The sequence below is a fragment of the Rhabdothermincola sp. genome, from assembly GCF_036846205.1.
Classification (GTDB): Bacteria; Actinomycetota; Acidimicrobiia; order Acidimicrobiales; family Acidimicrobilacustridaceae; genus Rhabdothermincola.
Window position 1 is genome coordinate 1 of record NZ_DAIUCK010000120.1, and the last position, 8,246, is coordinate 8,246.

Annotated in this window: 11 protein-coding genes; all 11 read left to right on the forward strand. The window is 72.3% G+C overall.

Annotated features, from left to right (window positions below; genetic code table 11):
- The coding region (locus V7004_RS14115) for a hypothetical protein (protein ID WP_334144766.1) at nt 1–347 on the forward strand (347 nt) is incomplete at its 5' end.
- Nucleotides 348–366: 19 nt separating this feature from the next.
- The gene (locus V7004_RS14120) at nt 367–753 is read left to right on the forward strand and encodes a holo-ACP synthase (RefSeq protein WP_334144767.1); all 387 of its coding nucleotides are present in this window, start codon (nt 367–369) and stop codon (nt 751–753) included.
- Entirely contained in the window at nt 750–2,099 is a 1,350-nt protein-coding gene (locus V7004_RS14125; RefSeq protein ID WP_334144768.1) for an NAD(P)H-hydrate dehydratase, read from the forward strand. Before V7004_RS14120 ends, V7004_RS14125 begins: the two co-directional genes overlap by 4 nt.
- Nucleotides 2,100–2,127: 28 nt before the next feature.
- Complete coding sequence (locus tag V7004_RS14130; protein WP_334144769.1) at nt 2,128–2,619, forward strand: CBS domain-containing protein; 492 nt, start codon at nt 2,128–2,130, stop codon at nt 2,617–2,619.
- A 5-nt stretch (nt 2,620–2,624) separates the two neighbouring features.
- Complete coding sequence (gene alr, locus V7004_RS14135) at nt 2,625–3,761, forward strand: alanine racemase (RefSeq protein ID WP_334144770.1); 1,137 nt, start codon at nt 2,625–2,627, stop codon at nt 3,759–3,761.
- Nucleotides 3,762–3,795: 34 nt separating this feature from the next.
- The gene (locus V7004_RS14140; RefSeq protein ID WP_334144772.1) at nt 3,796–4,644 is read left to right on the forward strand and encodes a P1 family peptidase; all 849 of its coding nucleotides are present in this window, start codon (nt 3,796–3,798) and stop codon (nt 4,642–4,644) included.
- 36 nt (nt 4,645–4,680) lie between these two features.
- Nucleotides 4,681–5,259, forward strand: coding sequence for a uracil-DNA glycosylase (locus V7004_RS14145; protein WP_334144774.1), 579 nt, complete (start codon nt 4,681–4,683; stop codon nt 5,257–5,259).
- Entirely contained in the window at nt 5,256–5,771 is a 516-nt protein-coding gene (tsaE, locus tag V7004_RS14150) for a tRNA (adenosine(37)-N6)-threonylcarbamoyltransferase complex ATPase subunit type 1 TsaE (protein ID WP_334144775.1), read from the forward strand. The genes V7004_RS14145 and tsaE overlap by 4 nt, the downstream gene beginning before the upstream one ends.
- The gene (tsaB, locus tag V7004_RS14155; protein ID WP_334144776.1) at nt 5,765–6,460 is read left to right on the forward strand and encodes a tRNA (adenosine(37)-N6)-threonylcarbamoyltransferase complex dimerization subunit type 1 TsaB; all 696 of its coding nucleotides are present in this window, start codon (nt 5,765–5,767) and stop codon (nt 6,458–6,460) included. Before tsaE ends, tsaB begins: the two co-directional genes overlap by 7 nt.
- Before the next feature lie 3 nt (nt 6,461–6,463).
- Nucleotides 6,464–7,030 carry a ribosomal protein S18-alanine N-acetyltransferase gene (gene rimI, locus V7004_RS14160; protein ID WP_334144777.1) on the forward strand — a complete coding sequence of 189 codons (567 nt, stop codon included), beginning with the start codon at nt 6,464–6,466 and terminating at the stop codon, nt 7,028–7,030.
- Nucleotides 7,027–8,052 (forward strand): tRNA (adenosine(37)-N6)-threonylcarbamoyltransferase complex transferase subunit TsaD, encoded by a 1,026-nt coding sequence (tsaD, locus tag V7004_RS14165; protein ID WP_334144778.1) that lies wholly within the window; start codon nt 7,027–7,029, stop codon nt 8,050–8,052. The genes rimI and tsaD overlap by 4 nt, the downstream gene beginning before the upstream one ends.
- The last annotated feature ends 194 nt before the right edge of the window (nt 8,053–8,246 follow it).

Genomic DNA, 8,246 nt, shown 5'->3' on the forward strand with positions numbered 1-8,246 from the left:
GCACCGACGACAACCCGGCCCTGCGGGGCACCAAGCGCCGGGTGGCCACCGAGCGCATGGTGCTGCTGGCCCGTGGCCGCAGCGACGGCCGCACGGTCGTGATCGTGCCGGAGGTCAAGGACAACCAACCGACCGGCCTGACGCTCCTGCACGTCCGGCTGGTGGAGTCGCTCCCGTTGCCCACGCTCCGAGCCGTGCTGCAGGGCTACCGCGGCCGGTACCAGGCCCTGCGCGACGCCGTCACGGAGACGGAGCCGACCTTCCGTGACGACCTGCTGACCGACATCCCGCTGGTCGAGCTCATGACCGATCCCGTGTACGACCTGGCCGAGCGCTGGCGGTCGTGACCTCGAGGAGCAGGGCCACGTGTCCGTGATCGGCATCGGCGCTGACCTGGTCGAGCTCGATCGGTTCCGGGTGACCCTCGAACGCACGCCGTCGATCGTCGACCGGCTCTTCACCCCTGGCGAGCAGGCGTACGCGCTGCGCCGCGGCGATCCGGTGGAGCGGTTCGCGGTGCGCTTCGCGGCCAAGGAGGCGGTGCTCAAGGCGATGGGCCTCGGTATCGGCGGGATGGCCTTCCGAGACATCGAGGTGCTGCGAGCCGAGTCAGGGGAGCCCTCGCTGCTCCTGCACGGGCAGGCCGCCGAGCTGGCCGCGGGCCGGGGCGTGGAGCGTTGGCTGCTGACCCTCACCCACACCGACCACCTGGCCCAGGCCATCGTGATGGCGCTGGGGGAGGGGCCGTCGTGATCCCCGTTGTGACCCCCGAGGAGATGGCCGCCATCGACCGGGAGGCGCCCGAGCCGGTCGAGGTGCTCATCGGTCGGGCCGGCTGGGCGGTGGCCCGCGCCGCTCTCGAGCTGCTCGGCGGCGCCTACGGCCGCCGGGTGGTGGTCCTGGCGGGCAAGGGCAACAACGGCAACGACGGCCGGGAGGCTGCTCGCCTGCTGCGGGCCCGGGGGGTGCGGGTCTCGGTGCTCGACGCCCTCGCGGCCCCCACGCACCTCCCGGCCTGTGACCTGGTGATCGACGCCGCGTTCGGCACCGGGTTCCGGGGTGCGTACCGGGCACCCGCCGTGGTGCCCGGCCAGCGGGTGCTGGCGGTCGACATCCCCTCGGGGGTCTCCGGTCTGACCGGGGAAGCCTCCGAGCGGGTGCTGCGCGCCGATCGCACCGTGACCTTCGCGGCCCTCAAGCCCGGGCTGGTGCTCGAGCCAGGGGCCTCGTACGCGGGCGTGGTCGAGCTGGCGGACATCGGGCTCGACACCTCCTCGGCGTCGGCGCAGCTGGTGGAATCAGCAGACCTCGCGTCGTGGGTGCCTCGGCGCGACCCGAGCGCCCACAAGTGGCGATCGGCGGTGTGCGTGATCGGTGGGAGCCCCGGGATGGAAGGAGCGGCTGCCTTGGCCGCGAGCGCCGCGTTGCGAGCCGGTGCGGGCTACGTGCGGTGGGCTTCCCCCGGTGGGGTCCCGGCGGCGAAGCCCCTCGAAGTGGTGGGTGTCGAGCTGCCCCCCCGGGGTTGGTCGTCGGAGGTGCTGGCCGATCACCGCCGCTTCCGGGCGCTGGTGCTCGGCAACGGGCTCGGGTTGGACGACGGACACCGTGGCGACGTGCGGGCCGTGGTGGCCCAGCGTGACGTGCCCGTGGTGGTGGATGCCGACGCGATCACCCTGCTGGGCTCGTCGGCCGCCGAGGTGGCCGGTCCCTCGACGGTCTTCACCCCTCACGACGGTGAGTTCGCCCGCCTGGCCGGGGCACCTCCCGGTCCCGACCGCCTGGGCTCCGCCCGGGCACTCGCGGCGCGCCTGGGCGCGGTGGTCCTGCTCAAGGGGCCGGCGACGATCGTGGCCGCGCCGGACGGCCGGGTGCTGCTCAGCGCCACCGGCGATGCCCGTCTCGCCACCCTCGGCACGGGCGACGTGCTCGCCGGGGTGATCGGCGCGCTGTGCGCCACCGGGCTCGATCCGTTCCGCGCCGCGGCCACAGCCGCATTCATCCACGGTGAGGCCGGAGACCTAGGCTGGCGCCGAGGTCTCGTGGCCAGCGACCTCGTCGAGCACCTGCCGGAGGTGCTCGGGCGGTACGCCGCCGACTGAGCGAGCCGATCGAGCCAGGAGGAGCCGGATGCTGCGCGACATGCCCGTGCGCGAGGTGATGACCACCGACGTCGTGTCCTTCACCCCCGACGAGAACGTGCAGGACGCGATGGGGCGGCTGGTCGAGCGCGGCGTGGACGCCGGCCCCGTGGTCGACGGGGCCGGGCATGTCGTGGGCATGCTGTCGACGGGCGACCTCATCGTGGAGGAGGCTCGACTCCACTTCCCCACGATCGTCAACTTCCTCGGCGTCAACGTCACCATGCCGTTCAGCGAGCGCAAGCTCGACGAGTCGATCGAGAAGGCGCTCGGGGCGACGGTGGGTGAGGTGATGACCGCGAAGCCGATCACCTGTAAGCCCGATGACACCATCGAGGATGCCGCGACCCTGATGCACGACCACGACGTGTCCCGCTTGCCGGTGGTCGACGACGAAGGCGCGCTGGTCGGCATCATCGCCAGAGGTGACATCGTCCGGGCGGTCGTGGCCGGCATCGGCGATCGCGACCGCTCCTCCTGACCCCGATGCGAGCCACCCGCGCCGAGATCGACCTGGGTGCGATCGCGCACAACGTGGCCGTGCTCGCCGAGCTCGCCGCACCGGCGGAGCTCTGCGCGGTGGTGAAGGCCGACGGCTACGGGCACGGCGCGATCGCCGTCAGCGAGGCCGCACTCGGCGCCGGCGCCTCGTGGCTGGGGGTGGCGCTCGTGGAGGAGGGAGAGGTGCTGCGCAAAGCGGGGATCGACGTGCCGATCCTGCTCCTCTCACAGCCTCGCTCCTCCGATCTCGAAGCCGCGGTGCGGTACGGGCTGCGTACGACCGTGTACACCCGTGAGGGCGTCGAAGGGTTGGCCTCGGCCGCGGAGCGGCTCGGGGTTCGGGCCGTGACCCACCTCAAGGTCGACACCGGCATGAACCGGGTGGGAGCGTCGCCGTCGGACGTGGCCGGGTTGGCCAAGGAGATCGCCCGTTACCCGATGCTCGAGCTGGAAGCGGTCTGGACCCATTGCGCCGTTGCCGACGAGCCCGGGCATCCCTTCACCGACGAGCAACTCGACCGCTTCGAGCGGGTGGTCGCTGAGCTCGATGCCTCGGGTCTGCGCCCGCCGATGCTGCACGCCGCGAACTCGGCGGCGACGATCGATCACCCGCGGGCCCGGTTCGACCTGGTCCGTACCGGCATCGCCCTCTACGGCATCGCCCCGTCAGCCGCGCTGGCCGGGAAGCTCGATCTGCGCCCCGCGATGTCGTTGGTGTCCGAGGTGTCGATGGTGAAGCGGGTGCGGGCCGGTGAGGGGGTGTCCTACGGCCTCACCCATCGCTTCACCCGGGACACGAACGTCGCCACCGTGCCCATCGGCTACGCGGACGGTGTCCCCCGCCGGCTCGGGTCCGTCGGCGGATGGGTGCTGATCGGTGGTCGGCGCCGCCCGATCGTGGGGGTGGTGACGATGGACCAGCTCATGGTGGACTGCGGTGACGACCCGGTGGTGGTCGGCGACGAGGTGGTGCTGATCGGTGAGCAGGGCGGCGAGCGCGTCACCGCCGAGGACTGGGCTGGGCCCCTCGACACGATCGCCTACGAGATCGTGTGCGGCATCGGCCCACGGGTCCAACGGCACTACCGGCGCCTCGCGCGACCGGCATCGGGCGGGCGTTGAGCGGACCGCACGGCGCGGCTCGTAGCGTGGGGCGGTGATCACGGACGTCGAGGGCGTCGAGGTCGGGCACTGGACCGACCCGGTGGCCCGCACCGGCTGCACGGTCGTGCTCTTCCCACCGGGCACCGTCGCGTCGGGTGAGGTGCGCGGCGGCGCTCCCGCCACCCGCGAGTTCGCCCTGCTGGCACCGGAGCGGCTGGTGGATCGGATCGACGCCGTCGTGCTGTCGGGCGGTTCGGCCTTCGGGCTGGCAGCCGCCGACGGCGTCATGCGCTGGTTGGAGGCCCGCGGTCGCGGCTTCCCCACCGGCGGGGGGCCGGTGCCGATCGTCGTCGGCCTGTCGCTGTTCGACCTGCTCGTCGGCGACCCTTCCGTGCGTCCCGGTCCGGAGGAGGGGTACGCGGCGTGCGAACAGGCGAGGTCGGGGGCGATCGAGGTGGGTGCGGTCGGCGCGGGCACCGGCGCGACGACGGGCGCGTGGCGGGGGCGGGACCACGCCAGGCCCGGAGGGCTGGGCACGGCCACCGTGCGAGAGAGTGAGGTCGTCGTCTCGGCCCTGATCGCGGTCAACGCGTTCGGGGAGGTCGACGACGGGACGCTGAGCACCCGCCTCGACCACCGATTGGCCGGCGTCGTCGAAGGCGCCTTCGGGCACACGGTGATCGGCGTCGTGGCCACCAACGCCGCGCTCGACAAGCACGCCTGCTTCGTCGCTGCGGGCGGCGCGCAGGACGGGATCGCCCGAGCCGTGTTCCCACCCCACACCCTGGTCGACGGCGATGCCGTGGTCGTGGCCGCGACGGGGGCGGTTCCGGCCGCGACCGACCTCGTCCGCACCCTGGCGGTCCTTGCGGTCGAGCGCGCCATCCGCACGCTGGCCTGACTCGGGATCGCCGAACCGGCAGTAGCCTGATCGGCCGTGCCCACCGCCTTCGAGACCCTCCGCCACGAGGCGCTGTCGTGCACGGCGTGCAAGCTGGCGGGGCTCGGGCGGACCCAGGTGGTCTTCGGGATGGGCGACCCCGAGGCCCCGCTGATGTTCGTGGGCGAAGGGCCCGGCGCCGAGGAGGATCGGCAGGGGCTCCCGTTCGTCGGTCGGTCGGGGAAGCTGCTCGATCAGCTCCTGGAGGAGGAGCTCGGCGTCACCCGCGATCGGGTCTACATCGCGAACGTGGTGAAGTGCCGCCCGCCCGGCAACCGCGACCCGCAACCGGACGAGATCGCCGCCTGCCGGCCGTACCTCGAGCGCCAGATCGACCTGATCCGGCCCCAGGTCGTCGTCACCCTGGGCAAGTTCGCCGCCCAGCTCCTGCTCGACACCACCGAAGGGGTCACCAGGCTGCGGGGCCGCGCCTTCCCCTTCCGTGATGGTGTGCTGATCCCGACCTTGCACCCGGCCTACGCGCTGCGCGGCGGGGGAACCCCGCTCGCCCAGATGCGGGCCGACCTGGTCCGGGCGAAGCAGGCGCTCGCCGAGCGCGGGATCGTGCTCTCGTGATCGTCGCCGCCACCCACAGCCCCGAGGAGACCAAGGCGCTGGCGGCGGCGGTCGCCGAGCTGGCCCGAGCCGGCGACCTCGTCCTCCTCGCCGGTGACCTCGGAGCCGGCAAGACGGCGTTCGCCCAGGGCTTCGGGCGGGCACTCGGCGTGGAGGAGAGCATCACCAGCCCCACCTTCACCCTCCATCGCCGTTACCGGGGGCGCCTGCTGCTCGACCACCTCGACGTGTACCGGCTCGAGCAGCTCGCCGAGGTCATCGACATCGGCCTGCCCGAGCTGCTCGACGAGGGAGGTGTGATCCTCGTGGAATGGGGCGACGCCATCATCCCGGCCTTGCCGGCGGACTACCTGCAGATCCGCATCCGCTTCGGGGAGGGTGATGACGATCGGGTGTTCGAGCTGACCCCGGTCGGGTCACGGTGGTCGGGCCGCCGCCGCGCTCTCGCCGCCGCCGTGGGCCGATGGGTGCTCGACGGCGGCTCGGGCGGCGAGGGAGCGGCGCCGTGCTGATCCTGGGCATCGACACCGCCACCCCGCAGGTGAGCGTGGCGGTCGGGGGCCACGAGGGGGTGTTGGCGTCCACCCAGTCGGCGCGGGGCCGCCAGCACACCGAGGTCCTCGCGCCTTCGATCGAGTTCACGTGCCGTCAGGCGCGCATCGAGCTCGCCGAGGTGAGCGTGGTCGCCGTCGACCTGGGCCCCGGGCTGTTCACCGGTCTGCGGGTGGGCATCGCCGCGGCCAAGGCCATGGCTCATGCGCTGCGGGCACCGATGATCGGGGTCACGAGCCTGGACCTGGTGGCGTTCCCCGTTCGATTCACCCCCCGTCTCATCGTGGCCGCGATCGATGCCCGGCGGGGTGAGCTGTTCCACGCGTTCTACCGACAGGTCCCCGGCGGGATGCAGCGTCTCACCGACTACCAGGTGGGCACGGCCGACGACCTCGCCTCGGAGATCATGGCCAGCGGCGAAGAGTGCCTGCTCGTGGGCGACGGTGCGTTGCGGTACCGCGAGGTGTTCGAAGGGATGGCCCGGGTCGAGCTGGTCGACGAGGGGCTGGCGTACCCGTCGGCGACGTCGCTGGTTCAACTCGCACACGCGAGGGCCCTGCGTGAGGACTTCGTGAAACCCTGGGAGCTGGCGCCGCTGTACCTGCGCAAGCCCGACGCCGAGGCGAACTGGTCCACGAGGAATGGGTGAGCGGTGAGCGCGCCGGAAGCGAACGGCACCGATCCCGCGGCGCTCGCGGTGCGGATCATGCCCATGCGTCGCCGCCACCTGCGGTCGGTGCTGCGGATCGAGAACCAGGTGGCGCACCGAGGCTGGTCGCTCGGGTTGTTCATGAGCGAGCTGGCGACCCGCGATGGTCGCATCTACCTGGTCGCCAAGGTCGGGCCGGAGGTGGTGGGCTACGCGGGCGCGCTGCTCGCCGGTGACGATGCCCACGTGACCACGATCTCGGTGGATCCCCGTTGGCAGGGCCGCCGCATCGCCACCCGGATGCTGCTCGTGCTGGCCCGCAAGGCCATCGAGCGGGGCGCGCAGGCCCTGACGTTGGAGGTGCGGGCGTCGAACGAGCCGGCGATCCAGCTGTACCGGCGCTTCGGCTTCGTGCCCGCCGGGGTCCGGGCCAACTACTACAGCGACCTCGGGGAGGACGCGCTGGTCATGTGGGCGAGTGACGTGGGGTCGGCCGAGTACGCGCAGCGGCTGGCGGCGATCGAGACCGGCCTGCCCACCGTGACCGAGATCGAGGAGGTCGGATGGTGAGCGACTACGCGGATCGCGAGGGCCTGCGCATCCTCGGTATCGAGACCTCCTGTGACGACACCGCGGCAGCGGTCGTGGTCGATGCCCGGGAGGTCCTCTCGTCGGTGGTGTCGAGCCAGGTCGACCTGCACGCCCGTTTCGGAGGCGTGGTGCCCGAGATCGCCAGCCGGGCCCACGTGGAGCTGCTGGTCCCCGTCATCGCCGGCGCGCTGGTCGAGGCCGGCATCACCGACGACGGTCTGGACGCGGTGGGAGCGACGGTGGGCCCGGGGCTCATCGGTTCGCTGCTGGTCGGGGTGAGCGCCGCCAAGGCCCTCGCGTTGGTGTGGGGTGTGCCGTTCGTGGCCGTGAACCACCTCGAGGCCCACCTGTACGCCGCGCTGCTCGAGGAGCCGGAGCTCGAGCTGCCGGTGGTGGTCCTGCTGGTGTCGGGCGGCCACACGATGCTGGTGCTGATGGAGGGTCACGGTCGCTACCGGGTGCTCGGTTCCACCATCGACGATGCGGCCGGAGAGGCGTTCGACAAGGTCGCCCGGTTCCTTGGGCTGGGCTATCCCGGGGGACCGGCGATCGATCACCTGGCCATGCAGGGCGCGCCCGATGCGATCGCCTTCCCTCGGGCGATGCGGGACGAGGGCTACGACTTCTCCTTCAGCGGGCTCAAGACCGCGGTGGTCAACCACGTCCGCAAGCACCCCGAGGTGGGCACCGCGGACGTGGCCGCCTCCTTCCAGGAGGCGGTGGTCGACGTGCTGGTCACCAAGGCTCGCCGAGCGGCCCGGGAGGTGGGGGCGAGAGGGCTGGCCCTGGCCGGCGGTGTGGCGGCGAACTCCCAGCTGCGCGAGCGGGTGCTGGACGCCTGCGAGGAGGACGGGCTGCACGCCTTCCTGCCCAGCCGCTCGATGTGCACCGACAACGCGGCGATGGTGGCGGCCGCCGCATGGTGGCGGCTGCGCTCCGAAGGGCCGTCCCCGCTCGACGTCGGTGCGGACCCGAACCTGCGGCTCCCCGACGTCTCCTGAACGAGCCGGCTGCTCGTTGTGGCTGTTGGCTTTGGAGCCGGCGGACGCCACGACGCCGTTGTCGGTGAGGAGCTGCGAGTAGCGCACCGAGAGGTATCGGGTGGACTCGAGACCTTGCGAGCTCGCGATCGCTTGCCGCGTGTGCTGGGCGAACGTATGGTCTTCTTCAACAGGGAGGTCGCGGGATGGGTCGG

Coding starts and splice junctions, on each gene's coding strand:
- V7004_RS14130 (WP_334144769.1), top strand. CDS start 2,128: ATGCTGCGCGACATGCCCGTGCGCGAGGTGATGACCACCGACGTCGTG.
- alr (WP_334144770.1), top strand. CDS start 2,625: ATGCGAGCCACCCGCGCCGAGATCGACCTGGGTGCGATCGCGCACAAC.